Annotated in this window: 15 protein-coding genes; 12 read left to right on the top strand and 3 right to left on the bottom strand. The window is 68.4% G+C overall.

From position 1 onward, the window contains the following. Positions 1 to 152: 152 nt before the first annotated feature. The 3 genes from OG300_RS04500 to speD all read left to right on the top strand — a co-directional run bounded on the left by OG300_RS04500 (position 153) and on the right by speD (position 5,201). A complete protein-coding gene (locus OG300_RS04500; protein ID WP_405492424.1) occupies positions 153 to 2,660 on the top strand; it encodes a DEAD/DEAH box helicase in 2,508 nt (835 codons plus the stop codon). 213 nt (positions 2,661 to 2,873) lie between these two features. Beyond that, complete coding sequence (locus OG300_RS04495; protein ID WP_405498469.1) at positions 2,874 to 3,974, top strand: type III PLP-dependent enzyme; 1,101 nt, start codon at positions 2,874 to 2,876, stop codon at positions 3,972 to 3,974. Positions 3,975 to 3,986: 12 nt separating this feature from the next. Further along, positions 3,987 to 5,201 carry an adenosylmethionine decarboxylase gene (gene speD / locus OG300_RS04490; RefSeq protein ID WP_405498468.1) on the top strand — a complete coding sequence of 405 codons (1,215 nt, stop codon included), beginning with the start codon at positions 3,987 to 3,989 and terminating at the stop codon, positions 5,199 to 5,201. 147 nt (positions 5,202 to 5,348) lie between these two features. On the opposite strand, the gene OG300_RS04485 is transcribed toward speD, so the two are convergent. Next, positions 5,349 to 6,386: a beta-ketoacyl-ACP synthase III gene (locus tag OG300_RS04485; RefSeq protein ID WP_405492422.1), complete on the bottom strand. Its 1,038-nt coding sequence runs from the start codon at positions 6,384 to 6,386 to the stop codon at positions 5,349 to 5,351. A gap of 112 nt (positions 6,387 to 6,498) precedes the next feature. On the opposite strand from OG300_RS04485, the gene OG300_RS04480 reads away from it, so the two are divergent. From OG300_RS04480 to OG300_RS04470, 3 genes are all read left to right on the top strand, one after another. After that, entirely contained in the window at positions 6,499 to 7,080 is a 582-nt protein-coding gene (locus OG300_RS04480; RefSeq protein WP_405492420.1) for a TetR/AcrR family transcriptional regulator, read from the top strand. Between the two features lie 95 nt (positions 7,081 to 7,175). Continuing rightward, positions 7,176 to 8,159, top strand: a complete 984-nt coding sequence (locus OG300_RS04475) for an aldo/keto reductase (protein WP_405492418.1) — start codon at positions 7,176 to 7,178, stop codon at positions 8,157 to 8,159. 83 nt (positions 8,160 to 8,242) lie between these two features. Then, positions 8,243 to 11,602 carry a DUF4132 domain-containing protein gene (locus OG300_RS04470; protein ID WP_405492416.1) on the top strand — a complete coding sequence of 1,120 codons (3,360 nt, stop codon included), beginning with the start codon at positions 8,243 to 8,245 and terminating at the stop codon, positions 11,600 to 11,602. A 23-nt stretch (positions 11,603 to 11,625) separates the two neighbouring features. On the opposite strand, the gene OG300_RS04465 is transcribed toward OG300_RS04470, so the two are convergent. After that, a complete protein-coding gene (locus tag OG300_RS04465) occupies positions 11,626 to 12,528 on the bottom strand; it encodes a VOC family protein (RefSeq protein ID WP_405492414.1) in 903 nt (300 codons plus the stop codon). A 128-nt stretch (positions 12,529 to 12,656) separates the two neighbouring features. Here OG300_RS04465 and OG300_RS04460 point away from each other — a divergent pair, with 128 nt between their 5' ends. The 6 genes from OG300_RS04460 (at position 12,657) to OG300_RS04435 (ending at position 20,300) form a co-directional block, all read left to right on the top strand. Continuing rightward, the gene (locus OG300_RS04460) at positions 12,657 to 13,100 is read left to right on the top strand and encodes a MarR family winged helix-turn-helix transcriptional regulator (RefSeq protein WP_405492412.1); all 444 of its coding nucleotides are present in this window, start codon (positions 12,657 to 12,659) and stop codon (positions 13,098 to 13,100) included. Between the two features lie 91 nt (positions 13,101 to 13,191). Beyond that, on the top strand, positions 13,192 to 14,274 hold the full coding sequence (locus OG300_RS04455) for an AAA family ATPase (RefSeq protein WP_405492410.1): 1,083 nt from the start codon (positions 13,192 to 13,194) through the stop codon (positions 14,272 to 14,274). Beyond that, complete coding sequence (locus tag OG300_RS04450) at positions 14,232 to 16,697, top strand: DUF5682 family protein (RefSeq protein WP_405492408.1); 2,466 nt, start codon at positions 14,232 to 14,234, stop codon at positions 16,695 to 16,697. Before OG300_RS04455 ends, OG300_RS04450 begins: the two co-directional genes overlap by 43 nt. Beyond that, the gene (locus OG300_RS04445) at positions 16,690 to 17,814 is read left to right on the top strand and encodes a VWA domain-containing protein (RefSeq protein ID WP_405492406.1); all 1,125 of its coding nucleotides are present in this window, start codon (positions 16,690 to 16,692) and stop codon (positions 17,812 to 17,814) included. Before OG300_RS04450 ends, OG300_RS04445 begins: the two co-directional genes overlap by 8 nt. Positions 17,815 to 17,819: 5 nt before the next feature. Continuing rightward, positions 17,820 to 19,841 (top strand): hypothetical protein, encoded by a 2,022-nt coding sequence (locus OG300_RS04440; protein WP_405492404.1) that lies wholly within the window; start codon positions 17,820 to 17,822, stop codon positions 19,839 to 19,841. A gap of 21 nt (positions 19,842 to 19,862) precedes the next feature. After that, the gene (locus tag OG300_RS04435; RefSeq protein ID WP_405492402.1) at positions 19,863 to 20,300 is read left to right on the top strand and encodes an RpiB/LacA/LacB family sugar-phosphate isomerase; all 438 of its coding nucleotides are present in this window, start codon (positions 19,863 to 19,865) and stop codon (positions 20,298 to 20,300) included. Positions 20,301 to 20,337: 37 nt separating this feature from the next. Here OG300_RS04435 and OG300_RS04430 read toward each other — a convergent pair whose 3' ends face one another. Continuing rightward, on the bottom strand, positions 20,338 to 20,817 hold the full coding sequence (locus OG300_RS04430; RefSeq protein ID WP_405492400.1) for a hypothetical protein: 480 nt from the start codon (positions 20,815 to 20,817) through the stop codon (positions 20,338 to 20,340). Positions 20,818 to 20,823 lie beyond the last annotated feature (6 nt).

The following is a 20,823-nucleotide window of genomic DNA, read 5'->3' as shown; positions in this document are numbered from 1 at the left end:
GGTATCCGCCAGGTTTCGACCTGTCCACGCCGCTAACGCTTGACCGCTATCACCGTTAACACCGTGCCGAGCGGTGCTTTCGGTGCGCGCGCCGCGAGTGTCGGCAGCGCCGCTGCCGGGATCGGGCGAGTCGACCGGTAACGTGACTGGCCGTGCAGCTGTCCGAATTGGTTCCCGACCGTGCCGTACCCGACGTGGATTCGGATTGGCTGTACGAGACATTCGCCGACTGGGCGAGCTCGGAAGGTCTGAACCTGTATCCGGCGCAGGAAGAGGCGCTGCTGGAGTTGGTCACCGGGGCCAACGTCATCCTCAACACGCCCACCGGATCGGGCAAGTCACTGGTCGCGCTCGGCGCGCACTTCGCTGCCCTGAACAAGGGTGTGCGCAGCTACTACACCGCCCCGATCAAGGCGCTGGTGAGCGAGAAGTTCTTCGCGCTGTGCGAGGTCTTCGGGGCCGACAAGGTGGGCATGGTGACCGGCGACGCGGCGGTCAACCCGAACGCGCCGATCATCTGCGCGACCGCGGAGATCCTGGCCAATCTGGCATTGCGCGAGGGCGCGGACGCCAATGTGGGCCAGGTCATCATGGACGAGTTCCACTATTACGCCGATCCCGATCGCGGCTGGGCCTGGCAGGTGCCGCTGATCGAGCTGCCGAACGCCCAATTCCTGCTCATGTCGGCCACTCTGGGCGAGGTCGACTTCTTCGCCGAGGACCTGACCGCGCGCACCGGTCGTGAGACCGCGATCGTCGCCGGCTCGGAACGCCCGGTGCCGCTGAGCTTCTCGTATGTGCGCACCCCCATCACCGAGACGCTCGAGGATCTGGTCACCACCAGTCTCGCGCCGGTGTACGTGGTGCACTTCACGCAGGCGGCGGCCATGGAGCGGGCGCAGGCGCTGATGAGCGTGAACATGTCCTCGAAGGCCGACAAGGAGGCCATCGCGGCGGCGATCGGTGAATTCCGTTTCGCCACCGGCTTCGGCAAGACGCTCTCGCGGTTCATCCGGCACGGTATCGGCGTGCACCACGCGGGCATGCTGCCCAAGTACCGGCGGCTGGTGGAGAAGCTGGCCCAGGACGGACTGCTGAAGGTGGTGTGCGGCACCGACACTCTCGGCGTCGGCATCAATGTCCCGATCCGCACGGTGCTGCTGACCGGGCTCACCAAATACGACGGTGTGCGCACCCGCCGCATCAATGCCCGTGAGTTCCACCAGATCTCGGGGCGGGCCGGGCGCGCGGGCTACGACACCATGGGCACCGTGGTGGTGCAGGCCCCCGAGCACGAGGTGGAGAACGCGCGCCTGATCGCGCGGGCCGGCGACGATCCCAAGAAGCTCAAGAAGGTCCAGAAGCGCAAGCCGCCCGAGGGTTTCGTGTCCTGGTCGGAGGAGACCTTCGACCGCCTGGTCGGCGCGTCACCCGAGGCGATGGTGTCGCGATTCAACGTCACCAACTCGATGCTGCTGAATGTGATTGCGCGCAAAGGCAATTGCTTCGACGCGATGCGGCATCTGCTGGAGCACAATCACGAGCCGCGGCCCGCGCAGCGCAAGCACATCCTCAAGGCGATCCGGTTGTATCGGGCACTGCGGGACGCCGGTGTGGTGCAGCAGCTCGACGAGCCCGACCAGTACGGGCGGCGCGCGCGGCTGATGGTCGATCTGCAGCGCGACTTCGCACTCGATCAGCCGCTGTCGCCGTTCGCGCTGGCGGCGTTCGAACTGCTCGACAAGGAGTCGCTGACCTACACCGTCGACGTCATCTCGCTGATCGAGGCGACCCTGGAGGATCCGCGGCAGCTGCTGATGGCCCAGCAGCACAAGGCCCGTGGCGTCGCGGTGGCGGAGATGAAGGCGGACGGCATCGAATACGAGGAGCGCATGGAGCTCCTCGAAGAGGTGACCTGGCCCAAGCCGCTGGCCGAACTGATCGAGCCCGCGTTCGAGACCTACAAGGCCGGGCACCCGTGGGTTTCGGAGTTCGAGCCCTCCCCCAAGGCGATCGTGCGCGAGATGATCGAGCGTTCCATGACCTTCGCCGAACTGGTCTCCGGCTACGAGCTGGCCCGTTCGGAGGGCGTGGTGCTGCGCTATCTGGCCGACGCGTATCGGGCGCTGCGGCGCACGGTGCCGGAGCAGGCCCGCACCGAGGAGCTCGACGACATCACCGAGTGGCTGGGCGAGCTGATCCGGCAGGTGGACTCCAGCCTGCTCGATGAGTGGGAGCAGCTCACCAATCCGGGTGCCGAATCCGATGATCAGCAGCTGGCGTTCGGGGCGGAGACGGTGCGGCCGATCTCGGCCAACGAGCGCGCCTTCCGGGTGCTGGTGCGCAACGCCATGTTCCGCCGCGTCGATCTCGCGGCGCTGCGCCGCTGGGACCTGCTCGAGGAGCTGGGCGACGACCTGGACTGGGCGGCCGAATTGGACCCCTATTTCGACGAGTACGCCACCATCGGGACCGGTCCTAACGCGCGAGGCCCGAAGCTGTTCCAGGTGGAACTGCGGCCCGGGTTCTGGCACGTGCGCCAGGTGCTCGACGATCCGGCCGGTGATCACGGCTGGTCACTGGACGGGGTGGTGGATCTGGCCGAGTCCGATGCCGCCGGTGAGGTCGTCTTCGACGAGGTGTCGATCCACGCCGGCTGAGACCGCTCCAACCGCTCCGCCCGCCCGCGCCGTCACACTCTCGTAAGGCCGCGCGCGGGCCGGGTTTACGGACTCCGGCATTAGGGTGACGTAATCGATCGGCCTCCGGTTCGTTTTTCGTGGCCGAGCGCTGATATTGTCGCGCACTGTTGCCGAAATCCGGCTCGTCGTACTGATCACGAAGAGAGTTCCCATAGATTGACCGATCGAAATCTGCCCGAGTCGCCCTGTCTGGTCATCGACCTGGACCGGGTCCGCGCGAACTATCGCGCGCTGCATGCCGCGCTACCTTCGGCGCGAATTCGCTTCGCCGTCAAGGCGAGTCCCGTGCCGGAGATCATCCGGCTGCTGAACGACGAGGGCGCGGAGTTCGACGTCGCCAGCGTCGGCGAGATCGAGCTCTGCCTGGCGGAGGGCGTCGAGCCGGCCGTCATGTGCTACGGCAATCCGATCAAGAAGGCCTCGCAGATCGCCACCGCCTACGCGGCGGGTGTGCGGCGCTACGCCTTCGACACCGAGGCCGATCTGGAGCGGATCGCCGAGCATGCGCCGGGTTCGGAGGTGGAGTGCCGGTTCCTGTCCTCGGCCCCGCAGTCGCAGACCCCGTTCGGCACCAAGTTCGGCTGCGCGCCGGGTGAGGCGACGCGCCTGCTGGTGCGGGCGCACGATCTCGGGCTGCGGGTGGTCGGCCCCTACTTCCATGTCGGTTCACAGCAGCTGGATCCGAAGGCGTGGGGCATCGGCATCGAGCAGGCGGGTGCGATCGCGGAAGCGTTGTCCGTCAAGGACATTCCGGTCACAGCGGTGAACATCGGTGGGGGACTGCCGATTTCGTACGCCGATCCGGCTCCCGGACTCGCGGAGCTGGGCGCGGCGATCGCCGAGTCGGCGGCCCGCTACCTCCCGGAACACACCGAGCTGGTGGTGGAACCCGGTCGCGCCCTGGTGGGCAACACCGGTGTGATCCACGCCGAAGTGGTGAATGTTCGTCGAGCGCCGGACGGTCGGCGCTGGGTATACCTCGATATCGGCCGCTACAACGGCATGGCCGAAACCGAGAACGAGTACATCGCCTACCGATTCCAGACCGACCGGGACGCGGATCCGAAGGACGAAGCAGTCGTTGCTGGTCCTACATGCGACGGAGACGATGTACTCTATCAACGCACGCGTGTCCTACTTCCGACCACGTTGCGAGCCGGTGATCCTGTTCGGATCCTCGAGACCGGCGCCTATACGGCGAGCTATTCGTCGGTGTCCTTCAACGGTTTTCCGCCTCTGACTGTGCATGTCAGTGGCGCTGAGCGAGAGTGAGTTTTAGCCATGATCACGGCAGAATTCACCGGCTGGCACGTGCTGGCCGAGTTCGGTGGCGTCGACGCGACCCTGTGCGACGACCTGGAACGACTCGAAACCGCGCTTCGAAAATCGTTGGTCGCCGCGGGGGTGACCATCTGCGATGTCGTGCGCAAGAAGTTCGAGCCGCAGGGTGTCACCATCCTGGCTCTGCTTGCCGAGTCACACGCTTCCATCCACACCTACCCTGAATCCGGCGACATCTTCGTCGACGTATTCACTTGCGGCAGTATCGGTTCGGGCGCCACCAAGGCGGTCGAACTGCTCCAGCAGGAGCTTTCGCCCAAGTCGGTCAACATCGAGGTCATCCAGCGCGGGCACAGTGCGCGCCGGATCCACGAGCCGGTCGGCGAGGGTCTGACCCGGGTGTGGAACACGACGGAAACCATCGTCGACACCAACACCCCGTTCCAGCACATGGTGATCGCGCGGACCGAGCAGGGCATCTCCCTGTTCTCCGACGATGATCGTCAGTCCACCGAGTTCTCGCAGCTCACCTACCACGAGGCCATGCTGGTCCCGGGGTATGCGCTGGCCGAGAAGCTGGAGAAGGTGCTGATCATCGGGTCCGGCGAGGGTGTCGCCTCGCAGCTGTCGGTGGCCGCGGGCGCGTCGCTCGTCGACCACGTCGACATCGACCAGCTGGAGGTGGAGCTGTGCGCCGAGCACCTCCCCTACGGCTACAGCCAGGCCGATCTGGCCGCGGCGGTCGCGCACGACGGCCCGATCAAGCTGCACTACGCCGACGGCTGGGACTTCCTGGCCAAGGCCGAGGCGGCGGGCGTGCGCTACGACCTGATCTGCATCGACCTGCCCGATGAGCGGGTCGAGGACGCGCAGCACAACCGCCTGTACGAGGACGATTTCCTCAATCGCTGTAAAGCCCTCCTGGCAGAGGGTGGCGTGCTGGCGGCGCAGGCCGGGTGTCAGACCATGTGGCGCAACGAGACTCTGAAGCGCTCCTGGACCCGCTTCCACAACCTGTTCGAGACGGTCGTTCCGTACGTCAGCGACGAGCACGAGTGGACCTTCATCTTCGGCACGCCGAAGGCGATCGCGGATCCGGTGGCCAAGATGACGGCCACGCTCTCGACCCTGCCGTACCAGGCCGAGACCATCGACGAGCAGGCCCTGGTCCGGGGCGCGATCGAGCCGCACGCACTGCGTGTGGGCGTGAACGTCTAGTCGATTCCCCTTCACGGCAGCGCCCCCGCACGGAATCCGTGCGGGGGCGCTGCCGTTTCGAGCGCAACGGTTTTCGTCGTCACTCACAACGGATTTCGTTGCGAGTGACGACACCGGGTGCGTTTCAGGTGATCACCGGCGGTCGGTTCACACGATCGGCGGCAGCTGGACGACCTGGCCCGCGTACGCCAGTCCCGCGCCGAAGCCCAGCAACAGCGCGGTATCCCCCGCCTGCGCCGCGCCGGAGCGCAGCAGCTCCTCCATCGCCATGGGAATCGAAGCGGCACTGGTGTTTCCGGTCCGGGCGATATCGCGGGCGATGGCGACCGAGTCCGGCAGGTGCAGGGTGCGCACCAGCGCGTCGGTGATGCGGCCGTTGGCCTGATGCGGCACGAAGGCGTCGATCTGATCCGCGGTCACTCCGGCGCGATCCAGGGCCTCACGGCAGGCTTTCTCCAAGAACGTGATGGCCCAACGGAATACGGCCGCGCCGTTCATTCGAATGTAGGGCCGCACGGTGGTGCCGCCGGTGGCCTCGGCCTCGGCCACCTCGGCGAAGTACTGCTGAAAGTCCTTGTCCTGCTTGATCGCTGCGGTCTGGCTGCCGTCGGAACCCCAGGCGACGGGGCCGACGCCCTCGACGTCGGAGGATCCCACCACGACCGCGCCCGCGCCGTCGGCGAAGATGAACGCGCAGGTGCGGTCCTCCTGGTCGAGCAGGTCGGAGAGCCGTTCCACGCCGACCACCAGCACGTGCCGGGCCTCGCCCGCGCGAATCAGGTTGGCGGCGTTGGCGAGCGCGTAGCAGAAGCCCGCGCAGCCGGCGGAGACGTCGAAGGCGGCGGTGTCGTGCATGCCCAGCTCGGTGGCGACGACCGCGCCCGCGGAGGGGCCGAGCACCATCTGAGATGAGGTGGCCAGGATGACGGCGTCGATCTGCTCGGCGGTGACACCGGCGGCGGTGAGGGCATCGCGGGCCGCGGCGACGCTCATGGACACGATGGTCTCGTCGGTCTCGGCCCAGCCGCGGGCCTCGATGCCGGAGCGCTCTCGGATCCATTCGTCGGAGGAGTTGATGCGGTCGACGATCTCGGCATTGGGGACCACGCGACGCGGGCGATAGGCGCCGAGGCCGAGCAGCGCGGCGTGGGCGACCGGGGTAGCGGTGGCGATCTGGGCGGGCATGGCTTCCTCTCGCGATATGAACCGATCGGTTCACATGGTTTAGGTCTAACATGGACCGATTGGTTCACACAAGGCCAAAAGCGATTCGGCTCGAAAAGCTTGGAGGATTGCCATGACTGCGGGACCCCGCGCCCGGTTGATCGCGAGCACGATCACCACGGTGCAGGAGCACGGCGTGCACGCGGCCGGGCTGAACGAACTGCTCAAGCGCAGCAACGCCTCCCGCAACTCGCTGTATCAGCACTTCCCCTCGGGCAAGGGCGAACTCGTCGAGACCGCCGCCCGGATCGTGTCGCGCATGGTGTATTCGCATGTCAGCCGGATGGCCGACGCACTACCCGGCTCGCCGTCACCGGAACGCTGGGCCGATGAGCTGCTGGGCTTCTGGCGCGAACAGCTCGAGACCAGCGAGTACCGGGCCGGATCGTTCATGATGGCCGCCGCCCTGGACGAACTCGATCCGGTCGTGCAGTCCGCGGCCGGGCAGGCGTTCGCCGAGTGGACCGCGCGGCTCGCCGACGGCATGGTGGCGGCCGGTATCGAACGCGCGACGGCCTGTTCGCTGTCGGGGTTCACGCTCTCGGTGATCGAGGGGGCGATCCTGCAGAGCCGGGCACTCAAGACCAGCCACCCGTTCGACGATGCCCGCGTCCAGCTCGGACTGCTGCTGCGCCACCATCTTTCGGCGCGCTGACAGTGCCGGAGTTGACTTCGAGCACACTCCAGGTCGTAGCGTCGAGTTCGTGAGCGACGCTCACCGAGAATTCGGCACCAAGGAGGATCATCAGCATGATCGCGACCAGGAAGCTCGGCGAATTGCCCGTCGGTGCGCAGGGCCTCGGCTGCATGGGCATGAGCTTCGCGTACGGCGTGCAGGACAACGACGACGAGTCGATCGCCACCATCCATCGCGCCCTGGAGCTGGGTGTCACCCTGCTCGACACCTCGAACGTCTACGGTCCCGAGACCAATGAGCGGCTCGTCGGCCGCGCCATCGCCGATCGCCGCGACCAGGTCGTGCTGGCCACCAAGTTCGGCATCGTCTGGGGTGAGGGCGGATCCATGGGCGCGCGCGGCGACGCCGCCTATGTGAAGCAGTCCTGTGACGAGTCGCTGGCCCGCCTCGGCGTCGACCACATCGACCTCTACTACCAGCACCGCGTCGACCCGAACACCCCGATCGAGGAGACCTGGGGTGCGCTCGCCGATCTGGTGCAGGCCGGAAAGGTTCGCTACCTGGGTATTTCGGAGGCGTCCGCGGCAACCATCCGCAGCGCCCACGCCGTGCACCCGATAACCGCCCTGCAGAGCGAATGGTCGCTGTGGACCCGCGACCTCGAGGCCGAGATCGTCCCGACCTGCCGCGAACTCGGCATCGGCATCGTCCCCTTCTCCCCGTTGGGCCGCGGCTTCCTCACCGGCACCATCACCTCCACCGCTGACTTCCCCGCCGACGACATGCGCCGCCGACTCCCCCGCTTCGCCGACGGCAACTTCGACCGCAACCTCTCCATCGTCGACACCCTGCGCGAACTGGCCACCGAAAAGGGCGTCACCCCCGGCCAATTGGCCCTGGCCTGGGTCCAGTCCCGCGGCGACGACGTGGTCCCGATTCCCGGCACCAAGCGCCGCACCTACCTCGAGGAGAACGTGGCCGCCGCCGAGATCACCTTGACCGCAAACGAACTCACCCGCATCGAAGCCGCCGCCCCCGCGTCCGCGATCGCCGGGGCCCGTTACCCGGAGGAGCTCGCCCGCGCCGCTGGCAAGTAGCGGCGGTCCCCCGACGCGTGGTGCCGGTGTCGGTGTGACTGGTTACAGTCGCAGCCGTCAGCCGCTCCACGATTCGGGGGAACATGCTCTCCGCAACAACTTTCGAGGCCGCACGCACCGACGAGGACCACTGGGAGGTGCCCGCCGAGTGGTGGGTGCGGGCGGCCGCGACGCGGGGGCTCGGCCCGCGACCGGAGCTGCCCACCGGTGTCGAGGCGGCCGAGGAACGGGCCGAATTGCTGGCGGCGCACCGGGAGCAGGTGCAGCGGGTGCTGGAGCGGACGGCCGTCGCCGCGCCCGACGTGGCCGCGGCACTGGCGGCGGCGCTCGAAAGTCCGGCCACCTGTTCACCTTTGGGTGCGGCGGCGCTGGCGATGGCTGTCGATCAGGTGCGGGCGCGGTGGCATTTCAGCTGCCCGATCACCTCGGCGGCCTGGGTGCACGAGCGTGGGGTGCCGTTCGCGGTGGAGGCTTCGGTGCTGCGGGTGGCGTTGCAGTCGATCGGGGTGTACGACTCGACGACCCGCGACTATCACTATTCGATGCGGCTGCCGTTGCCGGACGAGAGCATCAGCACAATTCCCGATTGCCTCTTCGACGCGCGCCGCTACCTGGCCGCGGTGGACGAGGACGAGTACCGGGAGACGGTGGAGCGGCTGGGTGAATTGCGCACTGCGCCCGGCGGTTCGGCCATCCGGTTGCTGACGTCGTTTCTGGCTCCGGACCAGCAGGAGTGGGTCGCGGCGGAGCTGGCGGCGCTCGCCCCGACGTCGCAGTATTGGCAGCCCAGCGTGCTGCTGGCGGCCTCGGTCTCCTCGATCGCGGATCTCGAACGGCTCATCGAAGTGGTGGGGGTCTACCAGTTCGGCCTGTATCGCGGTGAGGCACTGCTGTTCACCGCGCTGACCCGGTTGGGCCCCGACTGTGTGGGCACGCTCGAGCGGGCGGTGCGGTCCCGCGAGGTGACCCCGGCGGGTTCGACGGTGTGGCCGACGGCGCTGGCGTGGCTGCCCACCGATGCCGCGTTCGCCGCGCTGCTGTCGCGGGTCGATCAGCGGGGGGTGGCTCCGGCGCTGCTCGAAGCGGCGCACCGGTTTCCGAATCGTGCGCTGCGCCTGCTGCGTCCGGCCACCGGGCGGTCGGCGACGGTGCGGTTGATCCTGCGTTCGGTGCTGCACGCGCGGCCGGAACTGGTTGCCGCGCATCCCGATCTCGCCGACCGCACCGCTGCTCCGGTCGCGGCCGCCGAGGATCTGCCCGAGGTGTTGCGGGACACGCCGTGGCGACGAGACCGTAAGCGCGCCAAGCCGGTCGTGCTCACCGATCTCCTGACGCCGAGTGCCGAGCAGCTGGCCTGGAATCTGGGCGAGCAGCAGGAATGGGCGGAGCTCGAGGTTCGTTTCTGGGGGCGGCACAACACCGATTGGCCCGGGGAGATCGCCCGGCTGGTCGCGAACTACCGGCCCGACGACTACAACGTGCCGCGCTCACTGGCGATGGCTCCCGACGATCTCGTGCGGCCGCTGCTGGTTCAGCTGGAGCCGGGGCGGCTGTGGGGTGCGGACAACGCGTTGCGGCGCATCCTCGCTCGCTTCGGCGTGGACGCCCTCCCCTATGTGATCAAGGCGGTGCGCTCGAATCCGACGAACCTGGTGGCGGTGCTCGCGCCGGTCACCGGGGCCGGGGTGACGGCGTCGATGGCCCGCTGGCTCGACGGCAAGAAGACCCGGGTTCCGGCGCTGGAGTGGTTCGAGCGTCACCGTGCCGCGGCGATTCCGGACCTGATCGCGGCGGCGCTGGCCAAGCCAGGGAAGGATCGGGCGGCGGCCGCGACGGCGCTGCGGCTCCTGGCCGAGCGCGGCCATCGCGCCGAAATCGATTTCGCCGCAACCGTACTCGGTGAGCGGGTCGCGGGGCTGATCACCGAGCTGCTGGAGACCGACCCGATCCTGAATCTCCCGGCCCGGATTCCGAGCCTCCCCGCGTGGCTGACACCGGCGTTGCTTCCGGCGATCCGGTTGCGCGGCGGCACCGTGCTGCCCGAATCGGCGGCGGCGGATGTGTGCACCATGCTCGCGCTGTGCGGGCCGGCCGGCGATTACGCGGGCGTCGCGCAGGTCGTGGCGGCCACCGATCCGGAGTCGCTGGCCGAATTCGTCTGGGGCGTCTTCGAAATGTGGAAGCTCGCGCAGTACCCGTCCAAGGACGGCTGGGTGCTGTACGCGCTGGGGCTGCTCGGCACTGACGAGACCGCACGCCGCCTGGGTCCGCTGATCCGCGAGTGGCCCGGCGAGTCCGGTCATGCGCGCGCGGTCACCGGCCTCGATATTCTCACCGCCATCGGCACCGATATGTCACTGATGCAGCTGAACGGGATCGCCGAGAAGGCGAAGTTCAAGGGGCTCAAGACCAAAGCGCGCGAGAAGGTCGGCGAGGTCGCGGCCGATCTGGGTCTGACACCGGAGGAGCTGGCCGATCGCCTGGTGCCGGACTTCGGGCTGGCGGCCGACGGCACCCTGGTCGTCGACTACGGTCCGCGCGGCTTCGTCATCGGTTTCGACGAGCAGCTCAAACCCACCGTGTTCGACGCGGTGCGCGACGGGGACGGCGCATGGCGCTCCGGCACCGCCCGCAAGACACTGCCCAAACCGGCTGCCAAGGATGATCCGGAGTCCGCCGAAACCGCCTACAAGCGATTCGCCGCCTTGAAGAAGGATGTGAAATCCGCTGCGGCCGACCAGATCCGACGCTTCGAGCACACCATGGTGCGCGGTCGCCGCTGGAGCAGCGCCGAGCATCGCAAGCTGTTCGTCGAGCATCCGCTGCTGTGGCATCTGTCGCGGCGACTGGTGTGGGCCACCTTCGACGAGGCGGGCACGGTCACGGGATCGTTCCGGATCGCGGAGGATCGCAGCTACGCCGACACCGACGACGCCCCGATCACCATCCCCCCGGACGCGAGCGTCGGCATCGCCCACCCCCTGCACCTGGGCACCGATCTCGCCGCCTGGGGCGAACTGTTCGCCGATTACGAGATCCTGCAACCCTTCCCGCAGCTACAGCGCGAGCTGTACGCCTTCACCGATGAGGAGCGAGCCGCCGCCAAGCTGGCCCGCTTCGACGACCTCTCGGTATCCACCGGAAAGGTGCTGGGCCTGACCCGCTTCGGCTGGGAACGCAGCGCCCCCGCCGACGGCGGCGTCTCCTGCGAATTCTTCCGCGTACTGGGCAACGACCGCTCGATGGTCGTCGACCTGAACCCCGGCATCATCGCCGGAGACGCAATGGAGTTCGCCGACCAGAAAATCCACGTCCGCCTCACCCCCACCGGCTCGGAGTCCTATTGGCACACCGACGGCCCCGCCGTCACCTGCGCCGAACTCGACCCGATCACCGCCTCGGAAGTCCTACGCGAACTCGCCTGGCTGACCGGTGGACGCTGACCGGGCCGCCGGGCACACCCGGCCTAGGCGATCGACCGGATGATCCCGCGCGCCTTCGTCATCGCGTTCCCGGTGTAGCGGTGGCCCCAGTAGCTGGGTTTGCGGTAGGTCCGGGCCACCCAGCTCAGGTCGTCGACGACCAGGCCGCCGTAGCCGAGTTCGATCTGGAGGCCGGAGGGACTTCCGATGTAGACCGAGGTCATGAGGTCGTTGGTGTGCCGCCCGAGCGTCTGCACGATCTCGGTGTCGTTGCGAGCCAGCAGGTCGATGGCGCGGCCGAGATCGTCCATGTGCCGATACTCCAGCATCAGGTGATTGAATCCGATGTGACCGGGCGTCTCGGCCAATGCCAGCGAATGGTGGCGGCCGTTGACGTGGTAGAAGCGAATATTGAAGTGGTCGTTGATGATTCGATCCGACAGACGGAATCCGAGGGTGTCGGCGTAGAAGCGGTTCGCCTCCACCAGGTCCGGGACCTGGAAGACCACGTGCCCCAGGCCCTGATCGCCGGTCACGAATCCGCCCCGCATCACCCGGCCCGGCTGAAACGAGTTGGGTGTCGCGGACTTTCCCCAGCTCAGTTCGTGACGCAGGCCCCAGGGATCGGAGAACCAGGCGAGCTCGGCGACTTCACGTTCCCGGCACAACGTCTGGTCACCCTGATGCACGTCCACACCGCGCCCGGCGAGTAGATCGACGTATGCGTGCAGGTCGGTCTCGTTGGCCATCCCCCATCCCGCGTAGCGGAACTCGTCCGCCTCGGCCCGGTGAATCTCGATCCGGTAGTCGACGTCGTCGACCGCCAGTCGCACCGCTCCGCCCGGTCCGTCGGCAACGAGCATGGCGCCCAACAGGTTCGGCCCGTAGTCGCGCCAGTCCTCGGACCGTGGCGAGGCGAGCCCGACGTACGAAAGTTCTTGAATCATTGGCAATCTCCCCGAATACCCCAGAAGTGCACCGCCACAACGCGATACCTGCGGTCAGGTTAGACGGGGTTACCAATCACTGGCAATACCAATGATTGGCAGATACTTCGGAAGATATGCTGAGCAGCATGATCCACCACCCTGCGGACACGCCGCGGTCGCTCGACACCCGGCCCGGCTATGTCCTGGTCAGGACCGCCATGAAGGTCCGCCAGCAGTACGTCGACGCACTGTCGGGGACCGGGCTGCTGCCGAATCAGCACGTCATCCTGAGCACGCTGAACGAGCAGGGGCCGGGTCATCAGAAGGAGATCGCCGAGCGGGCGCGGCTCGATTCCGGCGACATCGTGGCCTACCTCGACGGTCTCGAGAAGAACGGCTGTGTGGAACGCAATCGGGATCCGGCCGATCGACGACGGCAGATCGTGTCGCTCACCGCGGCCGGGGCCCGCGTACTCGCGGCGGCGGACATCGCACTCGACGAGGTGGAGTCGGCGACGTTCGCCAGTCTCGGGCCCGCCGAGTTGCGCGCCTTCACGGTCGGACTGAACACGCTCTACCGCAACCTCTGACCGCGAATCCCGGTGCCGGACACCGCGGGGCGCTGTCGGTGCGATTGTCTACAGTCGCAAGCGAGATGATCGTGATGGAGACGGGGGAAGTATGAGCGGCACCGAGATGATGCAGCGGCCGCCTGCGGAGTTGCGCTGGGCGGAGGATTTGGCGCTGCTGCGGGAGCGGGATGATGCGCCGAAGCCGCCGGGGTGGGCGTTGAGTGTGGATGCGGCCAAGCGGTTCATTGTCGGGGATCCGAAGTTGGGGATCGCCAACAAGTTCGTGGGGGATGTTTCGCTGGTGGATCGGGCGCTGGTGAGTTTGGCCACCACGCGCGGGTTGTTGTTGACCGGGGAGCCGGGGACGGCGAAATCGTTGCTGTCGGAGTTGCTTTCGGCGGCGGTGTCCGGGGATTCGACGCTGACCATTCAGGGTGGGGCGGCCACTACCGAGGATCAGATTCGGTACGGGTGGAATTACGCGCTGCTGGTGTCGGAGGGGCCTTCGGAGCGGTCGATCGTGCCCGCGCCGATGATGCGGGGCATGCGGGACGGGAAGGTGGTGCGGTTCGAGGAGCTCACCCGGTGTCCGCTCGAGGTGCAGGATTCCATTCTGTCGCTGCTGTCGGATCGAGTGCTGGCGGTGCCGGAACTGGGTGAGATGGTGTACGCGACAGCGGGATTCAATGTGATCGCGACGGCGAACACCCGCGACCGGGGCGTCAACGATATGAGTGCGGCGCTCAAGCGGCGGTTCAACTTCGAAACCGTGTTCCCCATCGGGGATTTCGCGGCGGAGCTGGCGCTGGTGGAGGCCGAGGCGGAGAACCTGCTGCGCAAGTCGGGGGTGCCGCGGGCGCCGCAGCGCGACGTGCTCGAGGTGCTGGTGACCGCGTTCCGCGAATTGCGTTCGGGGACCACCGATTCCGGCGATTCACTGGATCGGATGTCGGCGGTGATGAGTACGGCCGAGGCGGTGTCGGTGGCGCACGCGGTGGGCTTGCGCGGCTGGTATCTGCGCGGCGAGACCGGGGACTCGGCCGATATCGTGCACTGCCTGGCGGGTACCGCCGCCAAGGACGACCCGGACGATCTGGCCCGGCTGCGCCGCTACCTGGAGCAGCAGGTGCCGCGCAAACCGGGGAAGGCGTGGAAGGCGCTGCACGACGCGCGATTCCAGTTGCCGGGCTGAGCACCGTGGATATCGACTTCGCGGCCGCGAGCGCGGCCGTCACCGTGGGCTCCGTGCGGGTCACGTTCATCGGGGTGCGGCATCACAGTCCGGCGTGCGCGCGGCTGGTCCGCGACACCGTGCGCGCGCTGCGACCGGCACACGTGCTGATCGAGGGCCCGGCCGAGATGAACGACCGGCTCGGCGAACTGCTGCTCGCCCATCAGCTGCCGATCGCGGTGTTCACCAGCTACCGCGACACCGAGACCCGGCACATGTCGTGGGCTCCGCTGTGCGACTACTCACCGGAGTGGCTGGCGCTCACCGAGGGCCGGGACGCGGGCGCACAGGTTCGGTTCATCGACCTGCCCGCCTGGCATCGCGCCTTCGAGGGACACGAGAACCGCTACGCCGACGCCGAACGCCGCTACGACCGGGCGGTCGAGCGGCTGTGCCGGGAGTTCGCGGTCGACAATATCGACGCCCTCTGGGACCACCTGTTCGAGCTCGGCGACGATGCCACCCTGGGCGAAAGACTCTCCACCTACTTCGAATTGGTGCGCGGCGACGAATCCACCACGCCCGGCGATCTGGCCCGCGAGCAGTACATGGCGGAGTGGATCCACGCCGCCGTGGCGGGCACCGAGGGCCCCGCTGACATCGTCGTGGTGACCGGCGGCTTCCATCGCCCGGCGCTGATCCGCCGACTGCTCGAATTCGGCGCCCAACCGGTCGAATCCACCGCGCCCACCCCGGAGTGGCCTGCCGTCCCCTCGTTTCCGGGCGACGGCGCGGGCGGCAGTTTCCTGGTGCCGTTCAGCTTCCAGCGCCTGGACGCCTTCGCCGGATACCAGTCCGGAATGCCGAGTCCCGCCTACTACCAGCAGCTTTGGGAGTACGGCCCGGATCGGGCGGCGGACAGCGTCACCCATGCGGTGGTGCGGCGACTGCGCGAGCGCGGGCAGCCGGTGTCGACGGCCTCCCTGATCGGCTCCCGCACCCTGACGCTCGGCCTGAGCCGCCTGCGCGGGCACGAATCACCCTCGCGCACCGATGTTCTCGATGGTCTAGCCGGAACCCTCATCACCGAGGCCCTGGATCGCCCGCTGCCCTGGACCGGGCGCGGGCAGTTGCGGCCGGGCACCGACCCGGTGGTGGTGGAAATGGTGGCGGCCCTTTCCGGCACCACGATCGGCCGATTGCACGAGGCCACCCCACATCCGCCGCTGGTGCACGATGCCGAACGCGAGCTGGCCCGCTACGGGATCCCCGAAAAGGGCCGGCACCAAATCGATCTCGCGCTCCCCGACGGCTTGCACGCGAGCCGCCTGCTGCATCGACTGCGAGTACTGGGCATCCCCGGCTACGAACGCAGCAGCGGGCCCGCGATCGGGCGGGCTCCGGAGCCGATCGAAGTCTGGACCGTCACGCCGTCCGTCCTGCGGTTGCCCTCGCTCATCGAGGCCGGATCGCTGGGCGCGAGCTGCGCCGAGGCCGCGGCCGCCCAGCTCGGTGAGCGTTTCACCGCCGCCGGACCCGACACCGGGGCCCTGGGGGCCGTGCTGTTCGACGCCACCCTGTGCGGACTCACCGAATTGACCGACCACATCATCGATTCGGTGCGTGGACTCGTCGGTTCGGCGGGCGATCCGGTCGGCCTGGGGCGGCTGCTGGCCGTCACCCTCGGATTATGGCGCTACGACCGGCTTTTCGGCACCTCCGCGTCGCCGGTGCTGGCCGCGCTCACCGATGTCACCGTCCTGCGCCTGCTCTGGCTGGTGGAGGGGCTGCGTGGTGGCCCGGCCCCCGCCGACGACGGACTGCTGCAAGCTCTCGTCGCCGTCCGCGATGCCGCCCTGCACGCGGAGGCGGTATTGACCGTCACGCGAACGGATCTGGTCGGTGTGTTCCGGCGCTGCACGGCGGCGGACCGCCCGCCTGCCCTGCGCGGCGCTGCCGTCGGGGTGGTGGCCGTGCTCGCGCCGCACGACACCGTCGATGTGGTGCGCACGGTGCGGTCGGCCGGTGCGCCGGAGATCCTGGGTGACTTCCTGGCCGGACTGTTCGCCGTCGCCCGCGAACAACTCCTGGAAGAGTCCGGCAACGAACCCGACTCCACCTATGACGACGAAAACGACGGTGCCGCAACACCTGTGCTGTCCCTGCTGGACGAACTGGTGGGCCGCTACGGCGAGACCGACTTCCTGGGCGCACTGCCCGCGCTACGTCTGGCCTTCGCCTGGTTCCCACCGCGCGAACGTGCCCGCATCGCCGAACGGCTACTGGAGGCGCGCGGGCTCACCGGTTCCGGCTCATCGCTGCTACGACTGCGCGCCGACGCGGAGGTGTTGGCGCGCGCCCGACAGGCGGAACTCCGGGTCGATCAGTTGATGCAGCAGTACCGATTGACCGACGCGAAACCTGAGGGGGCGGAACATGTCTGAACTGGACCCGACGTTGGAGCGCTGGCGGTTGATCCTCGGCGCGGCCGGTTCCGGGGTCACCGGGGGCGCGGCCCTCGACGCCCGGACCGGCGCACGGGACGCGGCACTGGACTGGCTCTACGAACGCGACGGCGACCTCGAAGGCCGCGATATCCGGCGCACCGGCGGTTCCGGGCCATCGCTGGTACAGGCGGTCGACTGGCTCGACAGCGTGCACCGACTGTTCCCGAAGACCACCATCGAACGCCTGGAGCGGGATGCGGTGCAGCGCTACGGGTTGCACGAGGTGATGACCGATCCCGGAGTCCTCGAACGGCTCGAACCGAATGCCGAACTGCTCGGCGCGGTGCTGCGCACCAAACACCTGATGAATCCCGAGGTGCTGCGGATCGCGCGCCGCATCGTCGAGCAGGTGGTGCGGCAGATCATGGAGAAGATGGCCAGCGAGATCCGGGTCTGCTTCACCGGCACCCGCTCGCGGCGGCCCAGCCGGATTCCGCGCGCCGCCGACTTCGACTTCCCGAAGACGGTGCGCGCCAACCTCGCCCACTATCGGCCGGAGGAACAGCGGCTGTATGTCGAGACCGCGCACTTCCGGGCTCGTACCCGGCGGCATGTCGACAACTGGCAGGTGATCCTGCTGGTCGATCAGTCCGGGTCGATGACCGATTCGGTGATCCACAGCGCGGTGACCGCGGCCTGCCTGTGGAATCTGCCCGGCATCAAGACCCATCTGGTGGCCTTCGACACCGAGGTCGTCGACCTCACCCGCGATGTCGAGGATCCGGTCGAGCTGCTGATGAAGGTGCAGCTCGGCGGCGGCACCGATATCGCCCGTGCGCTGGCGTACGGCGCGCAGCTGGTGGAGAATCCGCGCCGCACCATCGTCGCCCTGATCAGCGACTTCTACGAGGGTGGGGATCGCGGCTGGCTGATCCGCACCGCCGCCGGACTCGTCGCCGAGGGTGTGACGGTGCTCGGGCTGGCCGCCCTGGACGAAAACGCCGACCCGGTGTTCGACCACGAAACCGGCCGCCGCCTCGCCGATGTCGGCGTCCACGTGGGCGCGATGACTCCCGGTGAGCTGGCCGCCTTCATCGCCGACACGATCGGATGACCCGCATGCGCGCCGACCTGCTCGCCCTCACCGACGATTCGCTGATCACCCTCGCCAATCGCGGCATCCTCAAACGCGCCGTCAAGGAGTTCGCGGCCACGCCGCCGACGCTCACCGAATCCGACGACGGCACAGTCGAACTGGTGTTCCCGGATGGTGTCACGACCACCCTTGTCGTGGGTGTCCCGCTGGAGTCGACCGGCTGTAGTTGCGGCGCGACCACGGTGTGCCGCCATCGTGTGACGGCTGTCCTCGCTTACCGCGAGCAGGGCGGTCCCGCGGCGGCGACGGCGCTGGGCGGTGAAGACCCGACCAGCGCCGGTGAGGCCGATACGTCCCACGGTGTGGCCCCGGATCAGGCTCCGCCCCAATCACTTTGGTCGCCGGGCGTTTTCACCGACGACCAGCTGCGCGAGCTGCTCGGCACCCGTGCCATGACCGCCGCCCGCAAGGCGCGCCGCAATGGATTCCGGGCCACCGTGGTGCGCGCGAGCGCCCAGGATCCGGTGCCCTCCGTCGAATTGTCGGCGGTGACAGTGCGTTTCCTGGTGCCGGGCGATCTCGGCTACGCCCGCGTGGATGCCGCCAAGGGCGCGCGCACCGAGGCCATCGCCCAGGCGGTGTGGGCCTGTCAGGTCGCCGACGGTCTCGACCCGGACGCGGTGCGGCTCGAGGTCACCGTCGGCGACGCCGCCGACGATTCGGCCGCGATCACCTCCGCCACCACGGTTCTCACCCCGCTGGCCGATCTCCTGGACGACGGTGTCGCACACGCCGGTCCGCAACTGCCCGGCGTGTTCACCGCGACCCAGCGCACCATGGACGCCGCGGGCGCGCGCTGGCCGCACGACGCCCTGACCGATCTGCTCGATCAACTCTCCGCCTACCGTGATCGCAGCGCCCGCCACGATCCCCTGCACACCGCGGCCCTGATCGCGGAACTCGTTGCCCGCCAACGCGCGGGCCGACGCGATGCCGTCCCAGTCCTGGGGACCGAGGAGTCCGCACAAACGCCACTGCGTCACCTGCGCCTCACCGGTCTGGGCGCACGTGTCACCGGTGATGACGAATCCCGTGGTGTGGAGGTGTATCTCGCGCATCCCGAGGCCCGCATCGTGCTGACGCTGGCCCAGTCCACGACGGTTTCCGCGGGCGCGCAACCACCTTCGGCGCGCTCTCTCGGTCACCGCCGCGCCGGGTCGGCCCGGCTCACGGATCTGGCGGCCGGGAACGTGGTCACCGAATCGGCGGTCCGTTCGGCCAACCGCACCATGCGCCTGGCGACCAGCCGGGTCGCCCGCACCTCGGTGCTGCCGTCGGCCGGTGACTGGTCCACGCTGCCACCGGAATTGCTGATCGACGACCTCGCCGCCGAATCCGCCCGGCTCGCCGAGCGCCCGCCCGCGCTGATCCGCCCCCGGGTGCGTGGCGAATCGCTGCGCGCGGTGGTCGTGGATTCGGTGACGGACGTCCGCTACCTGCCGGGCGAGCAGCGCCTGGAAGCCACCGTGCACAGCACGCACGGCAGCGCCACCCTCACCCATACCCATTCCGGTGCGGCTCCCGGGGCCGTGGACGCCCTGGCCCACGCCCTCTCCGGTGAGCTCGGCCCGGTCCGCTACATCGCCGGCGCACTGGAGCGACAGCACGGCCACCTGACCCTCGACCCGACCGCCGTGGTCGCGGGCGACACCGTCCACATCCCCTGCTTCGGCACCGCCGAACGCGACCTGCCGCCGGGAACCGCACTGCCGCAAGCGGATCCGCTCGCCGCGGCCCTGTCGGCAGCCCTCTCCCTGTCGGCCGAGGTTCCCCATCGCGGAGTCCGGCACCTACCCCCGAGCTGGTTCACCCGCACCATCGAAACCGCCGCCACCCTGCGCCGCCTGGGCCTGGACACCACCGCCGCCACCGTCGAAACCCTCGGCCGGGCACTCGCCACCGCGACCGGCCGCGCGGCCCTCGACGCCTGGTCCGACACCCACATCCGCCTGCTGATCGCCATCGAGCAACTCCAATTGCCCTAGCCGACAGGCGATACTGCACCCATGCGGATTTCGGTAGCGGCAGACGAAGACACCGGCGTGGCCACCGCGCTCGTCGAGGAACTCCGGCAGCGCGGCCACCAGGTCACCACCCATGGCGCCCTGAACCCGGCCGAACGCGACGACTGGGCTTGGGCCAGTGCGGCTTCGGCCCGCGACGTCGCCGAGGGCCGCGCCGACCAGGCGGTGGTGTGCTGCTGGACCGGGACCGGCGCGTCGATCGCGGCCAACAAGGTCGCGGGCATCCGCGCGGCCCTGTGCGCGGACGCCTACACCGCCGAGGGAGCCCGCCGCTGGAACGACGCGAACGTCCTGGCCCTGAGCCTGCGCCTGACCTCCCGCGCCCAACTCGACGAGATCCTCGACGCCTGGTTCGCCGCCGCCCCGAGCACCGATCCCGGCGACCGCGCCAATATCGCCCACGTCGACACGATCGAGTGATCGGCCCCTGGCGGTGACCGAGATCACCAGCCCCGCATCAGCTTTCGCCCGTGTGGGGCTCATCGCTCGTGGTGTGACCGAACTCCTCGATCGCGCGCGAGAGTCGTGACGCCGCTTCGTCGACATGGTGAGCGGACAGGGCCTGGTTGACGATCACCCAATCATCGATATCGTCACCACTCGCATACCTGCGAAAACAGTTGTACATCGCGTAATAGGCGAACTCGATCGGGTCGGGAAAGGCCAGATCGTCATCCTGCAACGCACAGATGGGCTCGAGATACCGCTCACCGACATCCGTGAGATCCACACCGGCACAAGCGGACCGAAGCGCATCGCCAGGCAGCTCGACGTCCACGTCATGCCGCATCCAGACAACCGAGTCGCGATACCGAAGCACAGCCGACCGGCCCCGAACATAACCGATCCAGACCGGCAGGGCGTCCGCGCACAACGACAGGTGAACCCGCCGTCGGCCGTCAGCTCCCAGTTGAAAGAACAGCTCCCTGGGCGTCATGAGCAA

Origin of the sequence: Nocardia sp. NBC_00511 (assembly GCF_045161165.1) — a bacterium.
Taxonomy (GTDB): Bacteria; Actinomycetota; Actinomycetes; order Mycobacteriales; family Mycobacteriaceae; genus Nocardia.
Note: the sequence above shows the minus strand (reverse complement) of the source record. Positions and strands in the feature narration are given on the sequence as shown.

What these genes read in the sequence shown, in the direction of transcription:
- OG300_RS04485 (WP_405492422.1), bottom strand. Translation starts at nt 6,386, where the DNA reads ATGCCCGCCCAGATCGCCACCGCTACCCCGGTCGCCCACGCCGCGCTG.
- OG300_RS04480 (WP_405492420.1), top strand. Translation starts at nt 6,499, where the DNA reads ATGACTGCGGGACCCCGCGCCCGGTTGATCGCGAGCACGATCACCACG.
- OG300_RS04475 (WP_405492418.1), top strand. Translation starts at nt 7,176, where the DNA reads ATGATCGCGACCAGGAAGCTCGGCGAATTGCCCGTCGGTGCGCAGGGC.
- OG300_RS04470 (WP_405492416.1), top strand. Translation starts at nt 8,243, where the DNA reads ATGCTCTCCGCAACAACTTTCGAGGCCGCACGCACCGACGAGGACCAC.
- OG300_RS04465 (WP_405492414.1), bottom strand. Translation starts at nt 12,528, where the DNA reads ATGATTCAAGAACTTTCGTACGTCGGGCTCGCCTCGCCACGGTCCGAG.
- OG300_RS04460 (WP_405492412.1), top strand. Translation starts at nt 12,657, where the DNA reads ATGATCCACCACCCTGCGGACACGCCGCGGTCGCTCGACACCCGGCCC.
- OG300_RS04455 (WP_405492410.1), top strand. Translation starts at nt 13,192, where the DNA reads ATGAGCGGCACCGAGATGATGCAGCGGCCGCCTGCGGAGTTGCGCTGG.
- OG300_RS04445 (WP_405492406.1), top strand. Translation starts at nt 16,690, where the DNA reads ATGTCTGAACTGGACCCGACGTTGGAGCGCTGGCGGTTGATCCTCGGC.
- OG300_RS04440 (WP_405492404.1), top strand. Translation starts at nt 17,820, where the DNA reads ATGCGCGCCGACCTGCTCGCCCTCACCGACGATTCGCTGATCACCCTC.
- OG300_RS04435 (WP_405492402.1), top strand. Translation starts at nt 19,863, where the DNA reads ATGCGGATTTCGGTAGCGGCAGACGAAGACACCGGCGTGGCCACCGCG.
- OG300_RS04430 (WP_405492400.1), bottom strand. Translation starts at nt 20,817, where the DNA reads ATGACGCCCAGGGAGCTGTTCTTTCAACTGGGAGCTGACGGCCGACGG.